Origin of the sequence: Nocardia macrotermitis, from assembly GCF_009604405.1 — a bacterium.
Lineage (GTDB): Bacteria > Actinomycetota > Actinomycetes > Mycobacteriales > Mycobacteriaceae > Nocardia > Nocardia macrotermitis.
Genome location: NZ_WEGK01000009.1, coordinates 1 through 25,727 on the forward strand (window position 1 = coordinate 1; position 25,727 = coordinate 25,727).

Annotated in this window: 24 protein-coding genes; 10 read left to right on the forward strand and 14 right to left on the reverse strand. The window is 67.9% G+C overall.

From position 1 onward, the window contains the following. Positions 1-492: 492 nt before the first annotated feature. A complete protein-coding gene (gene tyrS, locus NRB20_RS20625) occupies positions 493-1,776 on the reverse strand; it encodes a tyrosine--tRNA ligase (RefSeq protein ID WP_319945188.1) in 1,284 nt (427 codons plus the stop codon). A 147-nt stretch (positions 1,777-1,923) separates the two neighbouring features. Here tyrS and NRB20_RS20630 point away from each other — a divergent pair, with 147 nt between their 5' ends. Further along, the gene (locus NRB20_RS20630) at positions 1,924-2,910 is read left to right on the forward strand and encodes an AraC family transcriptional regulator (protein ID WP_153411823.1); all 987 of its coding nucleotides are present in this window, start codon (positions 1,924-1,926) and stop codon (positions 2,908-2,910) included. Between the two features lie 51 nt (positions 2,911-2,961). On the opposite strand, the gene NRB20_RS20635 is transcribed toward NRB20_RS20630, so the two are convergent. After that, on the reverse strand, positions 2,962-3,345 hold the full coding sequence (locus NRB20_RS20635; protein ID WP_153411824.1) for a DoxX family protein: 384 nt from the start codon (positions 3,343-3,345) through the stop codon (positions 2,962-2,964). Between the two features lie 91 nt (positions 3,346-3,436). Beyond that, a complete protein-coding gene (locus NRB20_RS20640; RefSeq protein WP_153411825.1) occupies positions 3,437-4,105 on the reverse strand; it encodes a FadR/GntR family transcriptional regulator in 669 nt (222 codons plus the stop codon). A gap of 206 nt (positions 4,106-4,311) precedes the next feature. Here NRB20_RS20640 and NRB20_RS20645 point away from each other — a divergent pair, with 206 nt between their 5' ends. After that, positions 4,312-6,012, forward strand: a complete 1,701-nt coding sequence (locus tag NRB20_RS20645) for a 2-isopropylmalate synthase (RefSeq protein ID WP_153411826.1) — start codon at positions 4,312-4,314, stop codon at positions 6,010-6,012. Between the two features lie 103 nt (positions 6,013-6,115). Here the strand turns inward: NRB20_RS20645 and NRB20_RS20650 are convergent, their stop codons facing one another. From NRB20_RS20650 to NRB20_RS20670, 5 genes are all read right to left on the reverse strand, one after another. Continuing rightward, complete coding sequence (locus NRB20_RS20650; protein WP_319945189.1) at positions 6,116-6,739, reverse strand: DNA-3-methyladenine glycosylase; 624 nt, start codon at positions 6,737-6,739, stop codon at positions 6,116-6,118. 395 nt (positions 6,740-7,134) lie between these two features. Continuing rightward, positions 7,135-7,467: a DUF3761 domain-containing protein gene (locus NRB20_RS20655; protein WP_227833720.1), complete on the reverse strand. Its 333-nt coding sequence runs from the start codon at positions 7,465-7,467 to the stop codon at positions 7,135-7,137. 169 nt (positions 7,468-7,636) lie between these two features. After that, a complete protein-coding gene (locus tag NRB20_RS20660) occupies positions 7,637-8,527 on the reverse strand; it encodes an RNA polymerase sigma-70 factor (RefSeq protein WP_153412036.1) in 891 nt (296 codons plus the stop codon). 50 nt (positions 8,528-8,577) lie between these two features. After that, positions 8,578-9,759 carry an NAD(P)/FAD-dependent oxidoreductase gene (locus NRB20_RS20665; RefSeq protein WP_153411827.1) on the reverse strand — a complete coding sequence of 394 codons (1,182 nt, stop codon included), beginning with the start codon at positions 9,757-9,759 and terminating at the stop codon, positions 8,578-8,580. Between the two features lie 156 nt (positions 9,760-9,915). Beyond that, entirely contained in the window at positions 9,916-11,850 is a 1,935-nt protein-coding gene (locus NRB20_RS20670) for an alkyl/aryl-sulfatase (protein ID WP_153411828.1), read from the reverse strand. A gap of 288 nt (positions 11,851-12,138) precedes the next feature. On the opposite strand from NRB20_RS20670, the gene NRB20_RS20675 reads away from it, so the two are divergent. The 4 genes from NRB20_RS20675 (at position 12,139) to NRB20_RS20690 (ending at position 15,185) form a co-directional block, all read left to right on the forward strand. Further along, the gene (locus NRB20_RS20675) at positions 12,139-12,858 is read left to right on the forward strand and encodes a DsbA family oxidoreductase (RefSeq protein ID WP_153411829.1); all 720 of its coding nucleotides are present in this window, start codon (positions 12,139-12,141) and stop codon (positions 12,856-12,858) included. 146 nt (positions 12,859-13,004) lie between these two features. Next, complete coding sequence (locus NRB20_RS20680) at positions 13,005-13,736, forward strand: ABC transporter ATP-binding protein (protein ID WP_153411830.1); 732 nt, start codon at positions 13,005-13,007, stop codon at positions 13,734-13,736. Further along, positions 13,733-14,494 (forward strand): ABC transporter permease, encoded by a 762-nt coding sequence (locus tag NRB20_RS20685; RefSeq protein ID WP_153411831.1) that lies wholly within the window; start codon positions 13,733-13,735, stop codon positions 14,492-14,494. Before NRB20_RS20680 ends, NRB20_RS20685 begins: the two co-directional genes overlap by 4 nt. Positions 14,495-14,537: 43 nt before the next feature. Continuing rightward, positions 14,538-15,185, forward strand: a complete 648-nt coding sequence (locus tag NRB20_RS20690; RefSeq protein WP_319945190.1) for a TetR/AcrR family transcriptional regulator — start codon at positions 14,538-14,540, stop codon at positions 15,183-15,185. A gap of 29 nt (positions 15,186-15,214) precedes the next feature. On the opposite strand, the gene NRB20_RS20695 is transcribed toward NRB20_RS20690, so the two are convergent. From NRB20_RS20695 to NRB20_RS20705, 3 genes are all read right to left on the reverse strand, one after another. After that, on the reverse strand, positions 15,215-15,436 hold the full coding sequence (locus NRB20_RS20695) for a Trm112 family protein (RefSeq protein WP_153411833.1): 222 nt from the start codon (positions 15,434-15,436) through the stop codon (positions 15,215-15,217). A gap of 189 nt (positions 15,437-15,625) precedes the next feature. Further along, positions 15,626-18,574: an AMP-binding protein gene (locus NRB20_RS20700; protein ID WP_319945191.1), complete on the reverse strand. Its 2,949-nt coding sequence runs from the start codon at positions 18,572-18,574 to the stop codon at positions 15,626-15,628. A gap of 266 nt (positions 18,575-18,840) precedes the next feature. Beyond that, complete coding sequence (locus tag NRB20_RS20705; RefSeq protein WP_227833721.1) at positions 18,841-19,641, reverse strand: bestrophin-like domain; 801 nt, start codon at positions 19,639-19,641, stop codon at positions 18,841-18,843. A gap of 346 nt (positions 19,642-19,987) precedes the next feature. Here NRB20_RS20705 and NRB20_RS20710 point away from each other — a divergent pair, with 346 nt between their 5' ends. The 4 genes from NRB20_RS20710 (at position 19,988) to idi (ending at position 24,552) form a co-directional block, all read left to right on the forward strand. Next, entirely contained in the window at positions 19,988-21,394 is a 1,407-nt protein-coding gene (locus NRB20_RS20710) for a family 2B encapsulin nanocompartment shell protein (protein ID WP_153411834.1), read from the forward strand. Positions 21,395-21,408: 14 nt separating this feature from the next. After that, positions 21,409-23,001, forward strand: a complete 1,593-nt coding sequence (locus NRB20_RS38255; protein ID WP_227833722.1) for a family 2 encapsulin nanocompartment cargo protein terpene cyclase — start codon at positions 21,409-21,411, stop codon at positions 22,999-23,001. Positions 23,002-23,101: 100 nt separating this feature from the next. Beyond that, positions 23,102-23,974: a geranyl diphosphate 2-C-methyltransferase gene (locus NRB20_RS20720; protein WP_153411835.1), complete on the forward strand. Its 873-nt coding sequence runs from the start codon at positions 23,102-23,104 to the stop codon at positions 23,972-23,974. Beyond that, complete coding sequence (idi, locus tag NRB20_RS20725) at positions 23,971-24,552, forward strand: isopentenyl-diphosphate Delta-isomerase (RefSeq protein ID WP_319945192.1); 582 nt, start codon at positions 23,971-23,973, stop codon at positions 24,550-24,552. The genes NRB20_RS20720 and idi overlap by 4 nt, the downstream gene beginning before the upstream one ends. Before the next feature lie 62 nt (positions 24,553-24,614). Here the strand turns inward: idi and NRB20_RS20730 are convergent, their stop codons facing one another. The 3 genes from NRB20_RS20730 to NRB20_RS20740 form a co-directional block, all read right to left on the reverse strand. After that, on the reverse strand, positions 24,615-24,914 hold the full coding sequence (locus tag NRB20_RS20730; protein WP_153411836.1) for a helix-turn-helix domain-containing protein: 300 nt from the start codon (positions 24,912-24,914) through the stop codon (positions 24,615-24,617). A gap of 5 nt (positions 24,915-24,919) precedes the next feature. Next, a complete protein-coding gene (locus NRB20_RS20735) occupies positions 24,920-25,267 on the reverse strand; it encodes a type II toxin-antitoxin system RelE/ParE family toxin (RefSeq protein ID WP_153411837.1) in 348 nt (115 codons plus the stop codon). 125 nt (positions 25,268-25,392) lie between these two features. Next, positions 25,393-25,713 carry a DMT family transporter gene (locus NRB20_RS20740; protein ID WP_153411838.1) on the reverse strand — a complete coding sequence of 107 codons (321 nt, stop codon included), beginning with the start codon at positions 25,711-25,713 and terminating at the stop codon, positions 25,393-25,395. Between the last annotated feature and the right edge of the window lie 14 nt (positions 25,714-25,727).

Sequence of the window (25,727 nt, forward strand, 5' to 3'; positions counted from 1 at the left end):
AGGGCTAATCGGAAGAATTAACCAGAGTCCGAAAACCATGGCAAAAAATCAAACACCAGCAAAAGTATTTGCTGACTAAATGTCCGACACTCCCACACGGGGGTGCAAGAGGCCGGAACCAATAAAAAATTGGCACTGACATTCATCGACACACTATTGAGTTCTCAAAGAACACACGCACTGAAGATCCGGCCGATTTAGTCTCGACCCTCTCTGGAGGCAGGTTTTCCAGCCTAACCACTCGAAGCCTTCGAGTCAAGCTCGCGGATCGAGATCGGTTGCGCATGGCGTCAGGCGCTCCTCGTACTACCTCGTTTCCCTGGCCTCTCGGCCCCGGGTCGGTGTCCGTGTCGCTCTGACTTGGAATAAGTTACGTGGCGGATAACGGAACGTCAAATCGCCAAGACAGCACGCGTTTACGCAGGTCAGAAGACCGGGATTACGGCCCCGGCCGACCTGAGTCAACGATTGTGACTCAGGTCATGCCGACGGTCAACGGGCCGCCCGGCGAACTCCGGCGAAACTCTTCTTCCCACGCCGCAGCACCAACCACTGTTCGTGCAGGTAGTCGGCCTCGCCGGGGGTCCATTCGGGATCGGTGACGCGGGTGTTGTTCACCGAGACGCCGTTGTCGTTCACCGCACGACGGGCCGCACCCCGGCTCTCGGACAATCCCGACTCCACCAGCAGGTCCACGATCGTGGCCCCCTCGGACGCGACGGCGACGGAGTTCTCCCCCGCCGCCTCGGTCAGCGCCGCCGACAACGTCCCGGAATCCAGTTCACCCAGGTCACCGCGACCGAACAGGGCCTGGCTGGCGAGCTGGACCGCGGCGGTGTTCGCCTCGCCGTGCACCAGGGTGGTCATCTCCGCGGCCAGCCGGCGCTGTGCCTCGCGGGCGTGCGGACGTTCCTGCGTGGCGAGTTCCAGCTCGGCCAGCTCCTCGCGATCGAGGAAGGTGAACCAGCGCAGGTACCGGATGACATCGGCGTCACCGGTGTTCACGAAGTACTGGTACCAGGCGTACGGGCTGGTCATCTCCGGGTCCAGCCACAGGCTGCCGCCGCCGGTGGACTTGCCGAACTTCTTGCCGTCGGCCGAGGTCACCAGCGGTGTGGTCATCGCATGCACCTGGGCGCTGTCCACCCGACGGTTCAGCTCGACGCCCGCGATGATGTTGCCCCACTGATCGGATCCGCCGACCTGCAACGTGCACCCGTGCTTGCGGCGCAACTGCAGAAAGTCGTTGGCCTGCAACAACATGTAGCTGAATTCGGTGTAGGACATGCCGTCGCCGTCGAGGCGGCGCTTGACCGTCTCGCGGGCCAGCATGACGTTCACCGAGAAGTGCTTGCCGACGTCGCGCAGGAAGTCCACCGTCGACAGCGGGCCGGTCCAGTCCATGTTGTTCGCGACGACCGCGCCGGTCGGCGAATCGTCCAGGTCGACGAACCGCTCGAGTTGGCCGCGAATCCGATCGGCCCATTCGGCGACGGTGTCGGTCGAGTTCATCACCCGCTCACCGACGTCCCGGGGGTCGCCGATCAAGCCGGTCGCGCCGCCGGCCAGCACCACCGGCCGATTCCCGGCGCGCTGGAAACGCGCGAGCGTCAGCAGCGGGACCAGGTGACCGGCGTGCAGACTGGCGGCGGTCGGATCGAAACCCGCATAGAGAGTGATGGGCCCCTTCGCGATCTCGGCCCGCAGGGCATCCAGATCGGTGGACTGTGCGATCAGTCCACGCCAGGTCAGTTCATCGATGATGTCGAGGCTCACGCCATCCCATCTTTCCGCACGTCCGCGCCTTGCCCGCAGACAGGTCGACACCGAGTGTGCGCCCGGGGCCGGGCCGCGGTCGAACGAAATACGGCCGCGCCGAATATCCGGGTTGATCGTCGTCGCACGGTGGACGATGGTCGGTGGATGGACGCACTCGCCGATCTGCTCGACGGTCCGCGCGCACGCGGCGCCTTCGTCATGCGGTCGCTGCTGGATCCGCCGTGGTCGCTGCGCATCGCCGACCGCGCGCCGCTCGCGGTGATCGTGGTGACGCGGGGTTCGGCGTGGTTCGTTCCGGACGATGCCGAACCCACCCGGCTGGGGACCGGGGCGGTGGCGATCGTGCGTGGCCCCGATGCCTATGTCGTCGCCGACGATCCGGGCACGCCGCCGCGGGCGATCGTGCACCCTGGGCAGACCACGACCACTCCGGACGGCGAATTACTGTGTGAGACATGGGATCTGGGTGTCCGCAGCTGGGGCACCGATCCCGACGGCGCGACCGCGCTGCTGACCGGGACGTACGAGTTCGCCGGAACGGTGAGCGAGCGACTGCTGCGTGCGCTGCCGCCACTGGCCGTACTCGACGGAGATCAGGTCGACGCGCGGCTGCTCGGGTTGCTGGTCGACGAGTCCGGACGTGACGCACCGGGGCAGGCCGCGCTGCTGGACCGGCTGTTGGATCTGCTCACCATCGCCGCGCTGCGCGCCTGGTTCGCGCGGGAACGCGCGCCGCGCTGGTATCACGCCTATGCCGATCCGATGGTCGGGCAGGCGCTACGGCTGCTCGAGCACAATCCCGCGACCGACTGGACGGTCGCCGACCTGGCCGCCGCGGTGGGTGTCTCGCGGGCCGCACTCGCGCGTCGGTTCACCGATCTGGTGGGTGAGCCGCCCATCGCCTATCTCACCGAATGGCGGCTGGCCCGCGCCGCGGATCTGTTGCGCGGCACCGACGCGACCGTGGAATCCATTGCGCGGCAAGTGGGTTACGGCACCGCCTTCAGTCTCGGCGCGGCGTTCAAACGGCGTTACGGGATCAGTCCGGGTGCACATCGGCGGGGCGCGAACCTGACCTCCGGCGATGACGAACCAGCAATGGACCTCACCGGTTCCGGTACAGACGGATGACGTGAGCCCGCCGCCGATACGGTGATCGGCGGCGGGCTGCGGGGGCTCGGGTCAGCGGCGCTGGGTGGTGAGCCAGGCGAACAGGACGGCCAGCGCCAGCGGGAAGATCGCGGTGGCGGGGGCGTGCACGAGGAAGACCTGGGTCGCGGCGGCGCAGACCATGGTGATGGTCAGGCCCGCGGCGGCGGCGCGGGTCAGGCGCGGGATCAGCAGGCCCAGGCCGCCGGACACCTCGACCGCGCCGGTGAGGTAGCGGAACCATTCGCCCCAGCCGATCTGCTGGAAGACGTGTACCGCGGTGGCGTCGCCGAGCAGTTTGGGCAGGCCGGAGGCGATGATGAAGAAGAGGCCGAGCACGATACGCAGGGTCCACACGATGCGGGTGCGGATCTTGCCGGTCGAGGCGGTCGAGGTGGGGTGGGTGATGGCGGTCATGCGATGTCCTTCGGGTTGCCGGTGTGCTGTCGAGCGCGCTTGCTCGATACGACGAGGCGGTCCCGGGAAATTCATCGGCGGCCGGAACGCCTTATGCGAAGGCGTCCTTCAGTGAAGTCAGGTGGAGTCGGCTCGCGGTCGCGGCAGCGGCGGTGTCCCGGGAGCGGATGGCGTCGAGCAGGATCTTGTGCGCGTGGTGGTCGGCTTGTTCGTCCGCGAGCGGGCGGATGCGCAGCATATCGATCATGGCGTGCCGCAGGCGTGGGACGAAGGCGTCGAACATTCCGGTGAGCACATCGTTGTGCGCGGCGAGGACGACGGTGCGATGGAACGTGGTGTCGGCGTCGACCAGGTCGGGCACCGATTCGTGGCGCTCGGCTCGCGCGGCCAGGGCCCGCCACATGGCGCGCAGGTCGGCGGGGGTGCGGCGGCGTGCGGCCAGGGCGGCCGCCTCGGCCTCGATGGCGATGCGCGCCTCGATGACGGTGACGATGTCGGTGCGGCGCAGGACGGTGTCCCAGTCCTCGGCGACATCCAGGGCCGTGACGAAAACGCCTGCGCCCTGGCGGCTTTCGAGCACGCCCCGACCCGCCAGTTCGCGGATCGCCTCGCGCAGTGTGGAGCGGCCGACGCCCAGTTGCGCGGCCAGGGTCGTCTCCCCCGGCAGTTTGTGGCCGAGCCGCCATTCGCCGGCGCGGATCCGGTCCAGGAGTAACTCCGCCGCCTGCGCGGCCAGCGGATGACGCTGCACGTGCACCAAGGTCCGTTCACCTCTCTACTTGTCTGAGGAGTTGTTGCCGTCTAGTGTAGGCCACATGGGATACCGGAACCTTCTGCTCCTTCGCCGCGGCGGGGTCTGATCGACCGGCACCCTGCCCGCGGGTTGCAGGGCTGCGCCGGTCGTCCTTCGACGCGAAAGTTTCCGAACTCATGTCATTCCACTGGAATCGCCAGTGCTCGTCCGTCATGCCCTCGCATCGTTATCGCGATGTGTACGAACGGGTTTCGGTGCCGCTCACCGATCGGCGGTGGCCGTCGGCGCGGATCACCGAGGCCCCGCTGTGGGTGCCGGTCGATCTGCGTGACGGCAATCAGGCCCTGGCCGAACCGATGGATCCCGAACGCAAGCGCGCTCTGTTCGAACTCATGGTCGCCATGGGGTACAAGGAGATCGAGGTCGGCTATCCGAGCGCCTCGCAGACCGACTTCGACTTCGTGCGCCTGATCCGCGACGCGAACCTCGCGCCCGAGGACGTCACGATCGTCGTGTTCACCCCGGCCCGGCGCGATCTCATCGAACGCACCGTCGCCTCGGTCGAGGGCATCACGAACGACGTGGTGATCCACATGTACACCGCGACCGCGCCGGTCTGGCGCGAACAGGTGCTGGGCCGCGGCCGCGCCGAGGTGGCGGAGTTGATCCTGGCCGGTGGGCGCGACATCCTCGAGCTGGCCGGGGATCGGGAGAACGTCCGATTCGAGTTCTCGCCCGAGGTGTTCATCCTCACCGAGCCGGATTTCGTGCTGCACGTGTGTGATTCGATGACGACGCTGTGGGACGCGACGCCGGAACGTCCGGTGATCCTGAATCTGCCCGCGACCGTGGAGGTCGCCACGCCGAACGTGTACGCGGATCAGATCGAGTACATGCACCACAATCTGGCCCGCCGGGACGGGGTGATCCTGTCGGTGCATCCGCACAACGATCGCGGTACCGGGATCGCCTGCGCCGAGTTGGCCGTGCTCGCGGGGGCGCAGCGGGTGGAGGGCTGCATCTTCGGCAACGGCGAGCGGACCGGGAATGTCGATATCGCCACTCTCGCACTGAATTTGCACGCGCAGGGGGTGGATCCGATGATCGACTTCTCCGATATCGATCGGGTCCGGCGCACGGTCGAGTACTGCACCCGGATGCCGGTGCCCGAGCGGCATCCGTACGTCGGCGATCTGGTGTACACCGCGTTCTCGGGGACGCATCAGGATGCCATCAAGAAGGGGTTCGCCGCGCATCGCGAACGAGCCGCGCGGGCGGGTCTGCCGGAGAGCGAGATCCCTTGGGAGGTACCGTATCTGCCGATCGATCCGGCGGATGTGGGCCGCTCGTACGATGCGGTGATCCGGGTGAATTCCCAGTCCGGCAAGGGTGGGATCGCGTATCTGCTGGATACCGGGTACGGCGTCGAACTGCCTCGGCGGTTGCAGATCGATTTCGCCGGGCACGTGCAGCGGCTCACCGATGCGACCGGGGACGAGGTCACCGCGGCGATGTTGTACGCGTTGTTGATCACCGTGTACGCGCCGCGATCCGGGCGAATTCGGTTGTCGGAGTGTGTGATCGGTGATTCGTCCGTACGCCTGGCGCTCGAGGTGGACGGTCGGATCCTCGAGCGTTCGGCGGACACCGACAACCCCGCCGAACTGCTGGCCGCGATCGCCACCGGGGTGGGTCTGCCGGTGGAAATTCTCTCACTGACGCGTCAGACGGCCGACCGGATCGGGCAGGATATGCGGATCGCTTACCTCGAGTACCGTTCCGAGGGAATCGTCCAGTGGGCCATGGGAATCGGGAACTCTCCCACCGACGCGTCCTGTCGCGCGGTACTCGCGGCGGCTGCACGAGTCGCGACAAGTGATATGGACCCGGCCGACCGGGTGCCGACCGCGTAGAAAGACCGTCACCATCCGGGCCGACCGATTCTCGGAGAGAGCCCGAGCGAGGGAAATACCCTGCTGCTCAACGAGATCGGCGGCCCGGATCGCGACGGCGAACTCAGGCGGAGGCGTCCTCCTTGGGCGCGCGGGGGCTGCGGCGGTAGGTGGATACGGCGGGTGAGTCGGTCAGCCAGAAACGCCACGGGCGGTCGGCCTCCAGGCGGACACCGACCCTCGGGCCGACGCTGATCTTCTCGGGCGGCAAGGGCGGTGCGACCAACTCCAGGCGAATAGCCGAGTCCGGGGCGAACAGCGGAGTTCCGTAGTCGTCCAAGGTGATTCCGAGGGCGCTGCCGAAATTCCCCGGGCCCCTGGCCAGGTCGGCGTCGGTGCGGGCGGCAGGTCGCCGGGCACGCGCGGTGTCGTGTCCGGCGACCACCTCGCCCGCACGCAGCAGCACACCGCTGGCGGTGCCGTCGGGGCCGCAGGTCACATTGACGCAGGTGTGCATGCCGTAACTGAAGTAGACGTACAGCACCCCGGGCGGACCGAACATCACCGAACTGCGCGGCGTCCGCCCGCGCCCGGAATGCGCCGCCGGATCCGGCCACGGCCCCGCCGGATCACCGCCGTACGCCTCCACCTCCACGATCCGCACCCCGACCTGCCCGGACCACAACGTCGATCCCAGCAACCGCCGCGCGGCCGACACCGGATCCACCGCAAGTTCCTCCGCACACACAATCCCCGATTGTCCAGACCGGCCCCGCGCCCACGCACGCACCCCCGAATCGTCGGCTCCCCCTGCGAAGCCTCGACACGCGAGTGATGCCCAAAGACCGTGCGCCACACCGCGACCCGACCGGATTCGATGCCGACCGCAGCAACCTGCACCGACGGAGATCCGGTCACACCTTGGCCCGTGACGGTCACGCCCGTACTCACTTGGGACCAACGGCGACCCGACCACTGCCGCGAGCAACACCGCCGTGATTCGTGACCGTCCAGGTCAATGCACCTCTGGGTCCAACGACGACTCGGTCGGAGTCGGCGGGCGGCTCGATCAGAGACGCTGTGACGCCACTATGGTTCATGACCGTCCAGGCCGATGCACCTCGGGGACGAGTGGCGACTCGGTCAGAGCCAGCGGGCGACGCCGCCGTGGCCGGAGCAGGTGCCGCGGCGGTGTTGGCTGAAGCTGTATTCGCCGTCGCGGCACTGGGCGGTGGCGCCGGCGGGGGCACTGCCGTCGGGGGCGGCTTCGGGGCGGGGGATGCAGTTGCCGCTGGAGTTCTGGTAGTCCTGGGCCGGGCAGGAGATGAAGGCGGGGGCGGCCGCGGCGACGGGGGTGCCGATCAGCGAGCCGGTGCCCAGGACTGCGGCGAATACCCACGGCAGCAAGGTGATTCGGCGGCCGAGTGGTCGGCGATTGCCGGGGCGACGCGACGTGGGGTGTGGTCCGGTGTGCATGGGTGAGGGCTCCTACGGCAGTGCGGTTCCGGCCTTCCAGCGGGCTGGAGAGATCGAAATTAACCCGCACGCACGCCGCGTAGGAGCCGCGCGCGGCGATCGGGGACTTTCGTCCCCGGATCGGTGACAGTGGTAATCGGTCGCGAAATGCCGAAATGCGTTGCGGCCGCTACTGGCCCGGGAGCAGGCCCGCGAGCTTGTCCGGATTCACCTGGAAACGCACGTTCAGGATGTGGCCGTCGAGGATGTCGAAGGTGAGCGCGCCCATCGGCATCTCGCCGAACAGGACCAGCAGGCCGAGTTCGCCGTTGATCGTCGCCGGCGCCATCCGGATCCCGGCGGCCACCGGTTTGGCCAGCACCCCGAGCATCCAGCGCGCGACGTGGTCGGGCCCGTACAGCGGGCGACGGGCCGCGGTGACCTTGCCGCCGCCGTCGTTCCAGAGGGTGACGTCGGGGGCGAGCAGTTCCATCAGCGCGTTGACGTCGCCACCGTGCGCCGCGGCCAGGAATTTCTCGGTGATCTCGCGCCGCTCGGCGCCATCGCTGTCGCAGCGCGGCCGCCGGGCCTGCACATGCGCGCGGGCCCGGTGCGCGATCTGCCGGACGGTCGCCTCGGGACGGTCGATGAATCCGGCGATCTCGGCGTGCGAGAAGCCGAACACCTCGCGCAGCACGAAGACCGCGCGTTCGACCGGAGTCAACGTCTCCAATACGACCAGCATCGCGGTCGAGACGGTGTCGGCCATCTCGGACTCCTGCTCGGCACTCGGTTCGGTGAGGATGGGCGCGGGAAGCCAAGGGCCCACATAGGTTTCGCGGGTCGCGCGGGCGGAGGTGAGGCGGTTGAGCGCCAGGTTGACCACCGTTCGCACGAGATATGCCCTGGGGTTGCGGACCGCCGAGCGGTCCGCGCCGTGCCAGGTGATCCAGGCGTCCTGCAGGACGTCCTCGGAATCGGTGACGGTGCCGAGCATCCGATAGGCGGTGCCGAACAGCAGCCGCCGATGTTCGGTGAAGGGGTCGGCGGATCCGGGTTCCGGAGGCATGAGGTCCCGCATGGGAGTCATGCCTACCGGATCGCGCGGGGTGACCGCCGGGTTTTCTCCGGTCATACCCGTTCCCGGGTGCGGCTGCCGCCGTGCGAGAACTGCACGGGCACGGACATCCTGCGGCTGATGCCGTACGTCGGCCACGGGCTGGCGCTCACGGTTTCCTTGTAGCGCACCGCGATTCGACCGGTCAGATACCAGCGTCGGGGGGTGTCGTCGGCGTGGGTGAACTGGATGACCGCGTCACGCCGTCCCAGGCTGACCGGCTGGTGGATGTACCCGAACCGGAACGGACGGACCTCGCGCCCGCGCAGCCTGCGCGCGATGGTGTCGGCGACGTAGGCGGCGGTCGGCATGCCGCTCTGACAGGTGCCGTGCAGCCGTCCGAACGCCTGCTGGACGCTCGCGGCGTCGCCGACGGCGTAGATCTCCGGATGCGAGACCGAACGCAACGTCGCGTCGGTGATCACCGAACCCGTTGTGTCGGTGTCGATTCCGGCATCGGCGGCGAGGCGCGGCACTCGCACGCCCGCGGTCCACAGGGTCAGCTCCGACGCGATCGTCTCACCGGTGCTCAGCCGGACGGCCTGCGGCAGCACCTTCTCGACCTGCACTCCGGTCCGTCGGACGATGCCGAGACGTTCGAAGGCGCGGTCGAGGTGGGCGCGGGCCCCGGGACCCATCATCGAGCCGGGTTCGGCGGCGGCGACCAGGGTGACCGTCAGGTCCGGGTGGCTCTCCGCGATCTCGGTCGCCGCCTCGACTCCGGTGAGCCCGCCGCCGACCACCGTCACCGCGCCGCCGTCGCGGGCCAGTTCGGTGAGACGTTGCGAAAAGCGGTGTGCCCGTACGGGATCGTTCAAGGTCCAGGCGTGCTCCGCGACGCCCGGCACCCGCTCGGTGTCGGTGCTGCTGCCGAGTGCGTAGATCAGGGTGTCGTAGGGCAGGCTCGCACCGTCGGACAGGGTGACCCGCCGGGCGACGGGATCTATACCGGTCGCGGCCGCTCGGTGGAACCGCACCCCGGTCCCGTCGAGCAGGTCGGTGATGCGCCGATCGGCCAGTTGCTGGCCGGCGGCGATCTGATGCATGCGGAGCCGTTCGACGAATCGGTCCGCCGGGTTGACCAGGGTGATCCGCACGTTCGCGCGGCGGGTGCGGTGGGCGAGCCGGACGGTGGCGAGCAGGCCGGTGTAGCCGCCGCCGAGTACGACGATCTCGTGGGCCGGGGTGGTGTTCATGACGTCCTCCGATGGGGGTCGCGATTCGCTGTCGTCCATGGGACAGATCAGCGCACCCATCCGTGACACCCGAGATGGTGACCCACATCACAATCGCTCGGATCGGTCCCGCACCTCGCGTGGCACCCGGCGAAGGGCGCCACGCGAGGCCGATCTTCACGGCGTGACGATGGGGAACCAGAACGGGAAGGTGTCGAACAGTTCGAACAGGCCGGACAGCGCGGCGGTATCACCGTCGACCCGCACCGCACCCGAGGCGATGGCCTGGTCGAGCGTGGTCGTGCCCAGGATGATGTTCTGGAACGCTTCACGATCCCAGTACACGGTCGCGTCCGGATCGGGCAGGGTCTTCTCGGCGGTGTAGACCAGGGTGCCGTTGCTGAGCCGCACGGCGAAACGCTTCTCCACGCCGTCGAAATCGGCGAACACCCAGTTGAACGCGCCGGTGCGCAGCCAGGCGGCGGGACCGTCGAGATGGATGCCCAGGTAGTCCAGCAACATTTCCACCGGCATCGCGGCGAGCACATCGGATCCGGCCAGCTGGATCGCGCCGAGATCGTGCACGCCCTCGCGTAATTCCTTGGCACCCATCAGGTATTCGTTGCGCCACGTGCCGTTCTCGGCCTGGTAGCCGAGTTGCTCGAACGCGTCGGCCTGCAGGTCGCGCGCGTCGGTGTTGCGCGGATCGGCGAACACCACGTGCGTGAGAACCTCTGCGACCCAACGGTATTCACCCGCCGCGTAGGCCGCCCGGGCGCGCTCGAGGATCGCCTTCGCACCACCCATGTACTCCACGTACTTCGGGGCCGAGTCCTGCGGCTGCAACGGATCCAGATGCGCGGGATGCGAGTCGTACCAGCCCAGATAGCGCTGATACACGGCCTTGGAGTTGTGTTTGGCCGAACCGTAGTAACCGCGGCAGTGCCACTGCCCGGCCAGCCCCGGCGGCAGTTCGATGCGTTCGGCGACCTCGGACATGGTGTAGCCCTGATTGGCCAGCCGCAGCGACTGGTCGTGCAGGTATTTGTACAGGTCGCGCTGCTGTTCGAGGAATTGCACGACATCGGCGTTGCCCCAGCGCGGCCACTGGTGCTGGGCGATCACCACGTCGGTGTCCGCGCCGAACATCTCGATCGTCTCGTCGAGCACCTTCCACCAGGTCGCCGCGTCGCGAACCTGCGCGCCGCGCAGCGTGTAGAGGTTGTGCATGGTGTGCGTGGCGTCCTCGGCCGCGCACATGAGCCGTTTGCCGGGGAAGTGGATGAGGAATTCCGCGGGGGCCTCGGTGCCGGGCGCCATCTGGAAGACCATCTCGACGCCGTCGACGGTGCGCCGGTCGCCGGTGGTGGTGATGGTGTCGCTGGGCGCGATCAGCGAGGCGGTGCCGCCGTGCGGCAGTCCGTTGCCCAGTCCCGCGTTGATCTGGCCCTGGATACCGCGTTTGAGCACGTTGCCGTACATGTAGATGGCGCGGCGGGCCATCGCGTTGCCCGCGTAGACGTTCTCGGCGACCGCCTCCTTCAGGAATCCGGCCGGTGCGATGACCTGCGTACGTCCGGCGCGCACATCGGCCTCGTCGATCACCGAACGCACGCCGCCGTAGTGGTCGGCGTGGCTGTGCGTGTAGATCACGGCCTTGACCGGGCGGGCCGGGCGATGCCGGAAGTACAGTTCCAGGCCGGCCTTCGCGGTCTCCATGTACGTCATCGGATCGATGACGATGATTCCGGTGTCGCCCTCGATGATGGTCATATTGGAAATGTCCAGCCCACGCAGCTGATACACCCCCTCCATCACCTCGAACAGGCCGTGCGGCTTGTTGACCAGCGCGTGCCGCCACAGGCTCGGGTTCACGCTCGGCGGGGCCTCGGCGTCGGTGACGAATTCGTAGCCGGACAGATCGAACACCAGGCTGCCGTCGGGGAAGGTGATCCGCGGCGGATCCAGCGTCGCGATGAACCCGCGCGAGGAGTCCTCGAGGTCGCGCACGTCGTCGAAGGGGAGCCCGGCGATGAAGTCCAGCTGGGCCGCGCGCGTCGCGTCCGTGGGTTGTTTGACGGCCAGGGCGGGATCGGGCTGTACCTGGGTCATGATGGGACTGCCTTTCTGCCACAGGGGGTTTCGACCGAACAGAACACCGCTCAGGTAGCCGCACCGTCATCAGGCAGGAATATCCCTCGCCTGCGAGCGTAACGAACCACCGATCTTCCGCAAGGGGCTTCGCGCCCTCGCTCCCGATGCCGCGACCCGCGACCCGATGCTTCGGCGCGCGGTCCCGATACCGGCGTCACCAGCGTGAATACCGAGAGGCCGGGGAATGATTCGAAGCTGCGCACCCGTTGCACTGTCGGGAATATCGTGAGTCGAAATGAGGTACCCATGGCCGTGCAGGTGGAGATCTGGACCGATATAAATTGCCCTTTCTGCTATCTGGGCAAGCGCCGTTTCGAACAGGCGTTGGCCGGGTTCGAGCATCGTGAGCAGGTCGAGGTCGTGCATCGCTCGTTCGAGCTGGATCCGACGCTGGCGCCGGGCCACAGCGGGCCGGTGATCGAGCACATCGCGGAGAAGTACGGCATCAGCGCGGCGCAGGCCGCCGCCAACGAGCGCGGCATCGGGGCGCAGGCCGAGACGGCCGGACTGACCTATCGCACGTCGGGGCGGGATTTCGGGAGCAGTTTCGATATGCATCGGCTGCTGCACTACGCGCTCGCGCACGGTCAGCAGGAGCAGCTGCTGGACGCGCTGTACCGGGGTAATTTCGCGGAGGACGCGCCGCTGTTCGGCGATTCCGAGCGTCTGGTCGGGCTGGCGGTGCAGGCCGGACTCGACGAGGCCAACGTGCGGGCGGTGCTGGCCGATGCCGAGGCGTACGCGGACGCGGTTCGCGCCGACGAGCGGGAGGCGGCCCGGCTCGGTGCCACGGGTGTGCCGTTCTTCGTCTTCGACCGCACCTACGGGGTGTCCGGGGCACAGCCGCCGGAGGTTTTCGCGCAGGCGCTCGAGCGCGCGTGGGGCGATCGGAATCCGGTCCTCGAGGTCGTCGGTGGCGCGGATGCGTGCGGGCCGGACGGCTGCGCGCTGCCCGAGCGCGACTGAACGGGACGCGAGCGAACAACCACACGTCAAGAGGGGTGGACAGCGACACGCCGGAGTGCGGCGGCCAGGGGTTGCGTGTTTCTCGGGACGGGGCGCAGAATTCATCACACAGTGAATTCAACGCTCGATGAAATATGAGGCGTCCCATGACGGCATCCGAACCGTCCCCCGCGATCGAGGTCGAGCACCTGCGCGTGCGTCGCGGCGAACACGAAGTGCTGCACGATATTTCGCTGACCGTGCCGCGCGGCTGCATCACCGGGCTGCTCGGCCCGTCCGGGTGCGGAAAGACCACGCTGATGCGCAGCGTCGTCGGAACCCAACTCGTCGAGGCGGGCAGTGTGCGCGTCCTCGGCGAGGCGGCCGGAACACCGGGGCTGCGGGCGCGGGTGGGTTACGTGACGCAGGCCCCGAGCATCTACGACGACCTGACCGTGCTGGACAACGTCGGATATTTCGCGGCGCTGTACGGGCGTTCGCGCAACGACGCCAACGCCGCCATCACCGCGGTCGGACTCGCCGAGCACACCCGCCAACGCGGTAATCAGCTCTCCGGCGGGCAGCGCACCCGCGCCTCGCTGGCCTGCGCGCTGGTCGCCGATCCGGAGGTGCTGGTGCTGGACGAGCCGACCGTCGGGCTGGATCCGGTGCTGCGCGTGGACCTGTGGCAGCAGTTCCACGCGCTGGCCGCGCAGGGCCGCACGCTGCTGGTCTCGAGTCACGTGATGGATGAGGCCGAACACTGCGATCAGCTGCTGCTGATGCGCGAGGGCAGGCTACTGGCCCAGCTCAGCCCCGCCGAACTCCGCGCCGAGACCGGCGAAACCAGTTTGGAGAACGCGTTTCTCGCCCTGATCAGAATGGGAGAGCCGTCATGACAACGACTTTCACCTGCTACACCGCCACCACCGGACGAATTCTGCGGCAGCTGCGGGCGGATCGGCGCACCGTCGCCATGCTCGTCCTGGTGCCGACGCTGCTGTTGGCGCTGGTGTACTTCGTCTACCACGACACGCCCTCGATGCCGGGCATGCCGACGCTGTTCGACCGGGTCGGCATCAGCCTGCTCGGCATCCTGCCGTTCATCGTGATGTTCCTGATCACCGCCATCGCGATGCAGCGCGAAAGGTCTTCCGGCACACTGGAACGCCTCATGACCACGCCGCTGTCGAAGCTGGATCTGCTGGCCGGATACGGTTCGGCCTTCTCGCTCGCGGCGACGGTGCAGGCGGGGCTGGCCTGTCTGGTGGCATTCTGGTTGCTGGGGATGCAGTCGGCGGGCAGTGTGTGGCTGGTGCTGTTGATCGCGGTGCTCGACGCCGTGCTCGGGGTGGCGCTGGGACTGTTGGCAAGTGCGTTCGCGCGCACCGAATTCCAGGCCGTGCAGTTCATGCCGCTGATCGTCGGGCCGCAGCTGTTCCTGTGCGGGTTGCTGGTGCCGCGCGGTCAGCTGCCGCGCTGGCTCGAGGTGATCAGCGATGTGCTGCCGCTGAGTTATGCGGTCGACGCGTTGCAGCAGGTGTCGCGGTACACCGGGACGACCGGGCTGATGTGGCGGGATCTGGGTATCGTGGCCGTATTCGCTGTTGTCGCACTGGCTTTGGGCGCGGCGACACTACGCAGACGTACGGCATGAGGGCGACCGCGCGAGGTCCGGCCCGGGCCGGGAAGGATGCCGGGTGAGCTTATCTCCGCACGGGGCGGATGAGACCAGTGAAGCCGCCGGGTCCGGCCGCAGCGGTCGGCGGCCCGGACAGTCCGGGACTCGCGAGGCCATCCTCGACGCCGCCCGGGCGCGGTTCGCGGAGGTCGGATTCGACAAGGCGTCGATCCGTTCCATCGCGAGTACCGCGGGCGTCGATCCCGCGCTGGTGCATCACTATTTCGGCACCAAACAGGAATTGCTCACGGCCGTGGTGGATCTGCCGGTGGATACCGATCTCATCCGGGCGCATATCGCGGCCGCGCCGGTGGACCAGCTCGGCGAGACGATCGTGCGGACGGTGGTCGGCGTGTGGGACTCCCCCGTCGGCGCGTCCGCGATCGCCGCGTTCCGGGCGATACTCGGTGGCGGGGACGCGGGGCTGGTGCGCAGTTTCGTGCTCGAGGTCATCCTGAAAGATGTTCGGCACCGGGTGGATTCGCCACCCGGGGCCGGGGGCACGCGGGTGGCGTTGGCCGTCGCGCAGATGGGCGGGGTACTCATGGCGCGCAAGATCATCGGGATCGAACCGATCGTGTCGATGAGTGCCGAGGAGCTGGGGCGGCTCGTCGGGCCGTCGTTGCAGCGGTATCTCACCGGTGATCTGGACCTGCCGCCCTCCTGACGACTCGGCGGCGGTGTTCGGGAGTGTGTTCAGCCCTGGGCGACGAACGCCTCGTGCTCGGCGTCGCCGACCTCACGGGCCTCGTCCACCAGCAGCACCGGAATGCCGTCGTCGATCGGGTAGGCCCGGCGCAGCCGCGGGTTGTAGAGCACGCTCGCGCCGTCCTCGGTACGGACCAGCGACAGCGGGCCCTTGTCCTGCGGGCAGGCCAGCAGGCTCAGCAGAGTGGGGTCCAAGGTTTCCTCCGGCATGACCGACAACCTACCGGGCCGCCGATGAACAGTGCCGACTGCCCGGGCGGCGCGGTCGGTCAGACCGACGCCTGCCGACAGCGTCGCCGGGGAGCCTGCGTCCCGCACCCACACCGCCGGCGTCCGGCAAGGCTGATCTGTCGACAGGATCCGAGCAGCTCACGCGATAGCGCTTGCAGCGGCTCGGATTCAGTCGGTCAGCGTCGCGAGGACTGCGTCGCTCAGCGGTTCGTAGGTTTCGGTGGCCGGATCGTGACGCCAGACGGTGGGGCCGGATTTCAGGGCGAAGGTCGCCTGGATCGCGCGGGTCGACGGGCGATAGGTGGAGCTGCGGGGGATCTCGTCGACCAGGTAGACCAGGTCGGGGCGGCGGACCGGGTCCAGGGAGCGCAACGCCTCGGTGACGTCCTTGGGTTCGAGGCGGTGGCCCGCGCGCACGCTCACCCCGGCCACGGCCAGGGTGCGGCCCGGGGCGGCCGGGTAGCCGAACGCGACCTCCATGTCGACGGCGCTGATGTCGTTGAGCGCGTCCACGATCGGCTGGGTGTAGACCGGGCCGCGCGGGGTCTGGATGACGGTGTCGCGGCGATCCATCAGCCAGTAGTCGCCGTCGCTGTCGCGGCGGAACAGATTCTCCGTCGGCATCCACGCGTCGCCCGGGGCGAACACGCCACGCAGACCGCCCTGGGAGATGTCGACGGCCTCGGACGCCTTGCCGATCAGCAGGCCCACCTCGTTGTCCGCCGTGCGACGCGCGAAACCCTGTGCGTCCGTGCGGATCCGGCCGGTCGCGGAATCGTAGGCGATCAGCTCCACCCGCGCGGTGCCCGGCACCGGACGGCCCTTGCAGCCGAGTTTGGTCCCGGCCACATTGGCCAGCACCACATCGCCCTCGATCGAGGCGTAGAACTCCAACACCCGTGCGGGAGCGAACCTTTCGACGGTCCGCCGCCACAGACCCGCGGGCATGCCGGAGCCGATGAACAGCCGGATCGGGTGCGGGTGGCCGTTGGGGAAGGTGTCCGCGTCGAGAATGTCGCGCAACATCGTCCAGGTGTAGGTGACGACGGTGACGCCGTAGCGGTGCACCTCCTCGACGAATCGGGCCGGGTCCAGCGAGCGGGCCAGCGCGATCCGGCTGCCGCCCGCCACCGCGCCGCCCAGGCTGACCAGCAGACCGGACGAATGATGCAGCGGCGCAAGGCAGTACACGGTGTCGCGGCGATCCAGGTCGGCCGCGGTCGCGGTGCCGAACGCGGACAGCGCCCAGCGGTGATTGGTGATGTACTTCAGCTCCAGTTTCGCGCCGGTGCCGGTGACCAGGACGAAGGCGAGCTCGCGTGCGAGGCCGGGGTCCGGGCGGTACCAGCCGGGCAGTGCCACCTGGGCCGGATCGATCTGTTCGAGGTCGATCACGTCGGCGCCGGGCGGGATGGTCAGCCCCCGCGCGTCGCCACCGCCGAGCACCAGCACCCGGCCGACCGTCGCGGCGTCGCGCAGATTCTCCGGATCGGCGATGATCGTGTTCACGCCGGTCAACTCGACGGCCCGCGCGATCTCACTGCCCGGCGCGAGCAGCACCGCGACCGCGCCCAGGCGCGAGAGTGCGGCGACCGCGGCGAGTGCACTGGGCCGGGTCTCCATCAGCACCCCGACCCTGGCGGCCGGGCGCACGCCCGATGCGATCAGCCCGCGCACCACGTTGTCGATCCGGGCGGCGACCGCCTCGTTGGTGTGTACGCGATCGTCGAACAGGAACAGGTCTTTCAGCGGTGCGCGACGCGCCTGCTCGGTCAGCAAGCGCCCCAACGAGATCCGGGTGTGCGGCTGGATCATGCCCAGGCGGGTCAGCCGGGGCAGCGCGCGGGCGGCCTCACCGGTCAGCTCCACCGAACCGCGCAACGTGCTGTTCGCGATCGACCCCAGCGCACTACCCAGTCCGGCCCCGGCCTCGGCGAGCGTGCCCACGGTGTGCACGACCCGGGTCGCCGCCGAACGCTGCGGGTTCACCTCGACGTGCTCGGTCATCGGGGCGATCGCCTCGGGCAGTTCGCCCCGGCCGCCGAGCCAGTGCACCCAGTCCCGCACCAGCGGCCAGGTCCGGTTGGTGGCCGTGCTCCCGGCGACCAGACCGAAATGTCCCGCCAGCACCGACGCCTCGTAGACCTCCGCGTTCGGCGCGGCGCGCACGATACCGCGCACGGCCGCGGGCTGGCCGATGTCGTCCACCTCGCCGACGAAGGCCAGGATCGGGCATTCGAGTTCGGCCAGGGAGACCGGACGGTCGCGAATCACGAAGCCGCCCACCATCATCCGGTTGTGCGCGACGAACTGCTTGAGCAGGTCCGCGGCGGCCGGGCCGGAATAGCCCACCCAGCCGTCGTGTTCGAGGAAGCGGCGCTGACGTTCCTTGGGCAGCAACGCCTCCCGGTCGTGCAACTGCCGCAGGAAGTCCAGGCGGGACTTGGCGGTCTTGACCGGATCGAGCATCTGGAAGCCCAGCCGGACCATCGAATCGGTGATCGGCAGCCGGGTCAGCACGTGATCGGCGACGAAATCCGCGACCTCGGTCACCAGCCCCTGTGGTAGGCCGAAGGGTAGTCCGGCGACGATGTCGACCGGGCTGCCGAAGGTGACGATGCTGTCCACGCCCTTGCCGTAGCGGTAGGCGGCGGTCTGATAGGCGAACATGCCGCCCTGCGAGTAGCCCATCAGGTGCACGCCGCGACCGGTCAGTTCGTTGACCGTATCGATGGCGCTGTTCAGCGCGACGACGTGATCGGCCAGATCCCGCTGCCAACCACCCTCCTCGGTGGCCGGGGAGCCGAAATCCAGCACCCAGCAGTCGATTCCGGCGCGGTTCAGGATGCCGACCGCGCCGCCCTCGGCGTTCACGTCGTAGATGTCGGCGCTGACCATCAGCGGCGGGACCAGCAGGGCGACCGGGCGGTCCGCGTCGGGCGCGTTGTCGGGGAAGTAGTGCCGCAGCCGGTACATCCGTTTGCGTTCGGTGACCTCGTACGGCGAGGCCACCACGTCATGGGCCAGCCCGCCGAACCGGATCACCTCCAGCCCGTTCTGCGCGGTGGCCACCAGCCGCCGCACCGATCCGATGACCGATCGCCCTGTCAACTTCACCGGTACACCCAGCCCTCACCCTTGTGCGCGGCACGCGGCTGTTCACCGCGACCCCTGACTTACGAGTCGAGCTTAGCCGGGTTTCCGTTACCGCTCCCGTACCTGGTCGCGCCGGGCCCGAACAACGCCGACAGCAAGGTTTGCGGCGCGGCTTGCCGCCCGGACGCGTAGCGGGTGCGAGGAACGAGTGCCCGACACGGGGCCGGGCGGTGAGCCTCAGGGCGCCGCAAACCCGCCGGAGCGGAGCGGAGGCCGAAGATACAGCCTCAGCGGTTCATCACATTGTGGTACATCGACTCGACCGGGTCGGGGCTGACGCTGAGGTCGCCACGGAAGGGGTAGTCCAGGGCCGCGATGAGGAAGATCATGGTGCCCAGGAAGAAGGCGAACAGGCCGCCGAGCAGGAGGTGGGCGCCTCGGGTGGAGAGGCTGAACAAGCACAGCATGGCCAGGTTCACCAAGGCTCCCAGGACGATCACGCCCCACAGGACGTCGGGGAGGCCGCCCGCGGTGGCGTTGATGCGTTCGCGACGTTGATCGTCGAATTTGGCGAACTGTTCGATGGCGGCGGTGTGCACGATCTCCTGGGTGCGGGTCCGGGGCTCGAAGGCCAGCAGATGTTGCTGGAAGCGGCCGACGATCGCGGTGCCGCCGGGCGGGTCCTGCCCGGCGCGCAGATCCGGGAACGCGACGGTCAGCAGATTGTTCGTGTAATCGACCAGATCCTGTTGCAGCACAACGCGCTCCGGCTCCGGATAGGCCGACACCTCGCGGTACAGGGTGCCGACCGCGGCGGCCTCGCTGGAGACCAGATCCTGCGCGGAGTCGTAGGCCTGATAGGTCGCCGCGGCGACCAGGCCGAGCAGCAGGCCGTAGAAGACGCCGCCGACGGTGAGCACCATGGTGACCTGTTCGTTGCGGCCGGGTTCCGGGCCGAACACCTTCAGCACGAACGGTCGCAGCAGTGCGATGCCCGCGCAGGTGACCACCACCAGGGTGCCGGTGACGATCAGGAAGCCGAGCCAGACGGGTAGGTCGTTGAGCCAGGCGAACATGTGAACTCCCAAGGCGTGCACGGTAATACGGGCTGACGGGGAGAGTGCGGCGAGTGCCGCGATCCACCGTAGCGACCGGTTCGGGCGCGCTCCGCGTGTCGGCCGGAATTCGATTCGGATTGGTCCGCCCGGCACACCGTTGCCACATCGTTACGGGTCGTTTGCTGGGTGGTCGTCTTACGCAATTCCGCCACGATCGCGCACACCCCGTGCCTATCATCGAACTGCTGGATCGCACTGTCGCGCTATTCAATTCGCTCGAGTGTCCGGTTTCTGCAGGCATCTGTCGCCTGCCGCATCTCCCTGTACGCATTCCGCCCCCCAATGTCGTGTGGCAATTCGAGGTGAGGACCGCAGCATGACCATTGAACTGCCGGTGAATACCGACAACCACGTCCGTAAAACCCTGTCCACCACAGCCGCTCACCAACTCGCGCACACCACCAAGTCCGAACCGCAGATGCAGGGCATCAGCTCGCGCTGGCTGACCCGCGCCCTGCCCTGGGTGCAGGTGCACGGCGGCATCTACCGGGTCAACCGGCGTCTGACCCACACCGTCGGCAACGGCGAGGTGGAGTTCGTCATCGACGGCGGACACGCCCGCGTCATCCCGATGGAATTGCAGGAGCTGCCGCAACTGCGCGACGTCGAGGACGAGGACGTCCTGCGCGCGCTGGCGCAGCGTTTCGAACAGCGGGTGGTCGAACCCGGTACCGTCCTGGCCGAATTCGGCAATCCGATGGACCAGGTGCTGCTGATCGTGCACGGCAAACTCAGCAAGATCGGCACCGGCGACTACGGCGAGACGACCAAGCTCGGCATGCTCGCCGACGGCGACTACTTCGGCGACGACATGCTCGTCGATCCCAACGCCATCTGGCCGGTGACCGTCCGCAGCGCGACGCACACCACGCTGCTGAGCCTGCCGCGGACCGCCTTGGACCAGATCGTCGAGGAGATCCCCGCGCTGCGCGAGCAGCTCGAGCGGATCGCCACGATGCCCGCCAAGGCGCAGAACAAGCACGGCGAGGCGGAGATCGAGGTCTCCTCCGGGCACGCGGGCGAGCCGCTGTTGCAGGGTACGTTCGTGGACTACGACTCCTCGCCGCGGGAGTACGAATTGAGTTTGGCCCAAAGCGTGCTGCGCGTGCACTCGCGGGTCGCGGACCTGTTCAACGAGCCGCACAACCAGATCGAACAGCAGCTGCGGTTGACCATCGAGGCGCTGTACGAACGTCGCGAGAACGATCTGGTCAACAACCCGGACTTCGGCCTGCTGCACAACTGCGACCTCAAGCAGCGCATCTACACCGAGCACGGCGCGCCGACCCCGGACGACATGGACGAGCTGCTGAGCATGCGCCGCAGCACGAAACTCTTTCTGGCACATCCGAAAGCGATCGCCGCGTTCGGGCGTGAGTGCAACAAGCGCGGGCTGTACCCGGACCCGGTGGAGATCAACGGGCATCGGGTGCCGTCGTGGCGCGGGGTGCCGATCTATCCGTGCGGCAAGATCCCGGTGAGCGAGAACCAGACCACCTCGATCCTGGCGATGCGCACCGGCGAGAAGGAGCAGGGCGTCATCGGGCTGCACCAGACCGGCATTCCCGACGAGTACGAGCCGAGCCTGAACGTCCGGTTCAAGGGCATCGACGATCAGTCCATCATCTCCTACCTGATCAGCTGTTACTACTCCGCGGCGGTCATGGTGCCGGACGCGCTGGGCATCCTGGACAACGTCCTGGTCGCCCGGCAGAGCGACTGACGAAAGGCCCTGGCATGTCGGTACTCTCCCGCGCCGCCGCACCCCCGGCCGTCTCGGAGACGGCCGCGGTGATCGCGGCGCTGCTCGGCAATCTCGACAACGCTCCCCCGGCCACCCTGACGTGGCCAGGGCAGTCCGAAACCGCACTCCCCCAACCCGATTCGGATCCGCTGACCGTCATGACCACGGGCGTCGTCCCGCTGCGCCTGCTCGGCCCGGCCGGGCTGGGCGCGGCGGGGCTGCTGCTCACGCCACCACCCGCGGACGAGGTGATCTCCGGCACCTCGGCCTCCGGTATCGGGGGCGAATCCACCGCCGCGGCAAGGGAATCGGCCGCTCGCCTGGATCCGGGAACGTCGGCGGGCAGCGGTATACCAGGCGCACGGTCACGTATCCCGTTGGGGCCCACCAGAATCGGGACCGTGTCGACCAGGGTCCACGCGTTGCGCGGCACCGGCCAGGTCGGTCCGGGATCGATCGTGCGGCCCGCCCGCGACGATCCACTATCCGGATTTCCGGGCGGCGCAATGGATTCGGGTCTGTCCCGTATCTCGAGGAACGGGCCGGATGCCGCTCCCGAACACACGGCACCCCGGACCGAATCGGGACCGGAGGCGCAGTCGCCGATCCCGGCGCTGTACTGTCCCCCGCCGATCCGCGACGATCCCGCTCTCGCCGAGGCCGTCAACGAGGGAATCCTGTTGTGGGCCCAGTCGATCGGGCTCTACGAAGGTCGCTTGGACGACCTCCGCAAGGCCGATTTCGGACGACTCATCATGCTGGCCCATCCGGATTGCGACGACGCCGACCGCCTGCTGGCGGCCGCGAAATGCGCGGTCTCGGAATGGTCGGTCGACGACTACTACTGTGAGGAGGACGCGGCGAACACCGCGCCCGACGGCAGCCCCTCCAGCGCCGAGGCCGAACTCGGTCCGAAGCTGGAAATGGCTGCCGCGGTGATGGATCCGGTGCATCTCCCGGCGAGATATCAGGTGCGGTTGGAGCGGGCGTTGCAGGGTGATCCGATCCTGCGGGCCTTCCGCACCTCGTTCGAGCATCTCGCGCAGTTCGCCACACCGCAGCAGGCGGCTCGGCTGCGCACCGAGATCGCCGGCTGGTTCATCGCGCTCACCGCCGAGGCCGGTTGGCGGGCCGCGCACCGGATGCCACCGGTGTGGGAGTACCTGGCCAACCGGCAGCCGCACAGTTTCCTGCCCTGTATGGCGCCGATCGACGCGGTCGGCGGATACGAACTCGGGGCGGCGGAGTACACCGATCCGCGGGTGCGGCGGGTGGTCACCACCGCCGCGCTGGCCGCGCAGATGGTCAACGACCTGTATTCGATGGCCCGCGAGGATCTGTCCAACGGCCGGGAGTTCAATCTGCCGACCGTGTACGCCGCCGAGCAGCAGTGCAGCCGCCGGGAGGCGATCCTGCACACCGCCGAGGTGCACGACGAACTGATGCATCGTTTCGAACGCGAGGCAGGCGTGCTCGCGGCGAACGGTTCACCGGAGCTGCACCGATTCCTGAGCGGGCTGTGGGCCTGGATGGGCGGTAACCGTGCCTGGCATGCGGCCAGCCGGCGCTACAACGACTTCACCTGACCCACTCCGATCCACCGCTCCATCCCGATCCACCCGACGCCGCGCGATCGGCGCGATGAGTACTGCCCGCAGCACCAACGATCGAGAGGACTGATTCGTCATGACCACGCTCGACCCCCAGACCGATGGCGTACTGCAAACCAGCTACCAGCGTTCGGTGGCGGCGTATTGGAACGACAATCCCAACGACGACCGCGTGAACGTCAAATTGGGCGAGGTCGACGGCCTCTATCACCATCACTACGGCATCGGCGAGCCGGATCTGTCGGTGCTGGAAGGTCCCGAGGACACCCGGCAGGACCGGATCGTGCGCGAACTGCACCGGCTCGAAACCGCGCAGGCCGATCTGCTGCTGGACAATCTCGGCGACGTGCGGCCCGGGGACCGACTGATGGACGGCGGTTCGGGCCGCGGCGGCACCAGCATCATGGCCAATCAGCGGTTCGGCTGCCGAGTGGACGGGGTGACGATCTCCGAATACCAGGTCGGTTTCGCCAACGAGCAGGCCCAGCAGCGCGGGGTTTCCGATCGGGTGCAGTTCCACTTCCGGAATATGCTCGACACCGGTTTCGAGGCGCGGTCCATGCGCGGGATCTGGACCAACGAGACCGATATGTACGTCGAATTGCCGGATCTGTTCAGCGAATTCGCGCGGTTGCTCGAACCGGGCGGGCGCTACGTGTGCATCACCGGCTGCTCCAACGACGTGACCGGTGGTCGGTCGTCGGCGGTGAGCTGGATCGATGCGCACTACGGCTGCATGATCCATCCGCGCAGCGAATATTTCCGGGCGATGGCGGCGAACAATCTGGTGCCGATCGCGGTCACCGATCTGACCGCGGCCACCATTCCGTACTGGGAACTGCGCACCCACTCCGAACTGGCGACCGGGGTGGAGGAGCCGTTCCTGACCTCCTACAAGGAGGGCAGCTTCCAGTACCTGATGATCGCCGCCGATAAGGTGGGGCGGTGACCGCCGCACCAGAAGACAGCGCCGGAGCGCCACCGATCGATCGTGAGGCCCTGCTCGTCGAGCTCGTGGACGAGCAGGGCCGGGCGCTCGGCTCGTGCCCGGTGGGGCTGGCGCACGCCGCGCCCGGACGGCTGCACCGGGCGTTCTCGGTGCAGTTGTTCGACGCGGCCGGGCGGATGCTGCTGCAACAGCGGGCCGGCGTGAAGACCCGTTTCCCGCTGCTGTGGGCCAACACCTGCTGTGGGCATCCCGCGCCCGGTGAGTCGATCACCGCGGCGGCGGCGGTGCGTCTGGGCGAGGAACTCGGGATCGCGACCGAGCTGACCGAGCTCGGGGTGTTCCGCTATCAGGCGGAGGATCCGGCCACCGGACGAGTCGAACACGAATGGGACCACGTCCTGGTGGGCCGTTTCGACGGCACTCCCCCGGACCCGGATCCCGCCGAGATCGCCGATCACGCCTGGCTGTACCCGGCCGATCTGCGCACCGCACTCGAATCCGAACCCACCCGCTTCACCCCGTGGTTGCCGGGCGTACTGGCAATCACCCACCCACCCGTCGGCAGCCTGCACGGCTGACACCGGGCGGATTTCCAGGGACGAAGATCGGCACGCGGGAGAGGCGGCTCCCGCGACCGGCACTACCCTGCCTCTCGCAACGGCCGGAACTCCACACTCAAACGCGTGCCCAATGCCTCAGCAATCCGTTCCAGCACAGGAATCGTCGGCATTGTGCCACCGGCTTCCAGGCGCGCGACCGCAGGCTGCTTCAAACCGGCCCGGTTCGCGAGTTCAATCTGGGTCAGCCCCGCTTTCTCACGCAGACCGCGTACCGCAGCACCGAGTTCGAACCTGATCCGTGCCGCCTCGTAGGCGGCACCGGCCCCCGGACGTGCCATGACCTCCGCGCGCATCTCCGCCCAGCTACTACGTTCGTCCATGGGACCTATCCCTCCTCTTCGACGACATGAGCCTCCGCAATACAGCGCATCATCGCTCGTTTCGCCCGTGCGATCTCGGCAGTCTCTCGCATCCGATGTTTGCGAAACACCGTCAACAGGATGATGCGTCGGCCTGAAGCAATCCAGTATGTGATCCGCACGGAATCGCGCATCAGAAAGAAGCGCAGCTCCCGGAGCTTTCCATCCAACTGCTTGGTATACGGCTCTCCCAAGAGCACTCCGCGGTCGGCCAGCAGATCGACATAGAAGATCACAGTCTCCTGATCGTCTCGAGTGAGCGACAGGAACCACCGCCTCACCTCCTGCTCAAGTTCTACCTCTCCCCAATTCATAACACGGACGTTATAGCGGGACAAGGGTTGTGTCCGGGGAATTCTGAGAGTGGAACGTGGTCGGAGTGCGGGTGCTCGGAATGGAACTGTTGGTTCGGGTTGGTTTCGGTGAGCGCGGGGTGGGGTCAGGCGCGGCCTAGTTCGAGGGCCAGGACGCCGAGGATTACGAGGGCTATTCCGGCGAGTTGGATGAGGGTGAGGGATTCGCGGAGGAAGAGGGCGCCGATGGCGGCTACCGCGGCTACGCCGATGGCGGACCAGATGCCGTAGGCGACGGCTATGGACATGCCGCGTTTCAGGGCTTGGGAGAGGAAGAAGAAGGCTGCGAGGTAGCCGATCACCACGATGATGGAGGGGGTCAGGCGGGTGAAGCCCTCGGAGAGTTTGAGCGAGACCGTGGCCGAGACCTCGGAGGCGATCGCCAGCGCTAGCAGCAGGAACGTCATGGGCGGAGGATATC

Coding starts and splice junctions, on each gene's coding strand:
- NRB20_RS20710 (WP_153411834.1), top strand. CDS start 19,988: ATGACCATTGAACTGCCGGTGAATACCGACAACCACGTCCGTAAAACC.
- NRB20_RS20680 (WP_153411830.1), top strand. CDS start 13,005: ATGACGGCATCCGAACCGTCCCCCGCGATCGAGGTCGAGCACCTGCGC.
- NRB20_RS20695 (WP_153411833.1), bottom strand. CDS start 15,436: ATGCCGGAGGAAACCTTGGACCCCACTCTGCTGAGCCTGCTGGCCTGC.
- NRB20_RS20670 (WP_153411828.1), bottom strand. CDS start 11,850: ATGACCCAGGTACAGCCCGATCCCGCCCTGGCCGTCAAACAACCCACG.
- NRB20_RS20675 (WP_153411829.1), top strand. CDS start 12,139: ATGGCCGTGCAGGTGGAGATCTGGACCGATATAAATTGCCCTTTCTGC.
- NRB20_RS20720 (WP_153411835.1), top strand. CDS start 23,102: ATGACCACGCTCGACCCCCAGACCGATGGCGTACTGCAAACCAGCTAC.
- NRB20_RS20645 (WP_153411826.1), top strand. CDS start 4,312: ATGCCCTCGCATCGTTATCGCGATGTGTACGAACGGGTTTCGGTGCCG.
- NRB20_RS20655 (WP_227833720.1), bottom strand. CDS start 7,467: ATGCACACCGGACCACACCCCACGTCGCGTCGCCCCGGCAATCGCCGA.
- NRB20_RS20685 (WP_153411831.1), top strand. CDS start 13,733: ATGACAACGACTTTCACCTGCTACACCGCCACCACCGGACGAATTCTG.
- NRB20_RS20730 (WP_153411836.1), bottom strand. CDS start 24,914: ATGGACGAACGTAGTAGCTGGGCGGAGATGCGCGCGGAGGTCATGGCA.
- NRB20_RS20735 (WP_153411837.1), bottom strand. CDS start 25,267: ATGAATTGGGGAGAGGTAGAACTTGAGCAGGAGGTGAGGCGGTGGTTC.
- NRB20_RS20630 (WP_153411823.1), top strand. CDS start 1,924: ATGGACGCACTCGCCGATCTGCTCGACGGTCCGCGCGCACGCGGCGCC.
- NRB20_RS20665 (WP_153411827.1), bottom strand. CDS start 9,759: ATGAACACCACCCCGGCCCACGAGATCGTCGTACTCGGCGGCGGCTAC.
- NRB20_RS20660 (WP_153412036.1), bottom strand. CDS start 8,527: ATGCGGGACCTCATGCCTCCGGAACCCGGATCCGCCGACCCCTTCACC.
- NRB20_RS20635 (WP_153411824.1), bottom strand. CDS start 3,345: ATGACCGCCATCACCCACCCCACCTCGACCGCCTCGACCGGCAAGATC.
- NRB20_RS38255 (WP_227833722.1), top strand. CDS start 21,409: ATGTCGGTACTCTCCCGCGCCGCCGCACCCCCGGCCGTCTCGGAGACG.
- NRB20_RS20740 (WP_153411838.1), bottom strand. CDS start 25,713: ATGACGTTCCTGCTGCTAGCGCTGGCGATCGCCTCCGAGGTCTCGGCC.